General features: G+C 70.1%; 2 pseudogenes. Both read left to right on the top strand.

Annotated elements, in window-relative coordinates:
- Positions 1–390: pseudogene (locus tag INT12_RS30810) on the top strand (phosphomethylpyrimidine synthase ThiC); the annotation flags it as partial.
- 77 nt (positions 391–467) lie between these two features.
- Positions 468–672, top strand: a pseudogene (locus INT12_RS30805) (hypothetical protein); the annotation flags it as partial.

The raw sequence follows: 672 nt of genomic DNA, 5'->3' as shown, positions 1-672 counted from the left end.
GGCTACGACCACATCACCAGCGCGATCGGCGCGGCGATGATCGGCTGGTACGGCACCGCCATGCTCTGCTACGTCACCCCCAAGGAGCACCTGGGCCTGCCCAACCGGCAGGACGTGCGCGACGGCATCATGGCCTACCGCATCGCGGCCCACGCCGCTGACCTGGCCAAGGGGCATCCCGGCGCGCAGGTGCGCGACAACGCACTGAGCAAGGCGCGGTTCGAGTTCCGCTGGGAAGACCAGTTCCACCTGGGCCTGGATCCGGAAAAGGCGCGCGGGTTCCACGACGAAACCCTGCCCAAGGACGCGCACAAGGAGGCCCATTTCTGCTCGATGTGCGGCCCCCACTTCTGTTCGATGAAGATCACCCAGGACGTGCGCGACTACGCGGCCGGGGCGGCCGTCATGCCGCCTCAGCGCGGCAGCCGTTAAGCTTCGGCCACCGACACAGGGGCAGGGACACCACGATGGCCATAGCGCGCACCACCCGATGGCTGGCCATCGCCCGCCGGCACCCCTCGGCCTGGTTGCTGGGGGTGCAGTTGCTGGGCGTGCTGCTGTACCCGGCCATGGACGAATCCGGGGCCGGCCGCGCGCTGTTCGGCGCCTTCGGCATCGCGGTGCTCGGCCTGGCGCTGTGGGTGGTGCGGCGCAGCCCGCTGGGCATGTGGG

It is taken from the genome of Pseudomonas sp. K8 (genome assembly GCF_014889455.1).
Classification (GTDB): domain Bacteria; phylum Pseudomonadota; class Gammaproteobacteria; order Pseudomonadales; family Pseudomonadaceae; genus Aquipseudomonas; species Aquipseudomonas veronii.
Note: the sequence above shows the minus strand (reverse complement) of the source record. Positions and strands in the feature narration are given on the sequence as shown.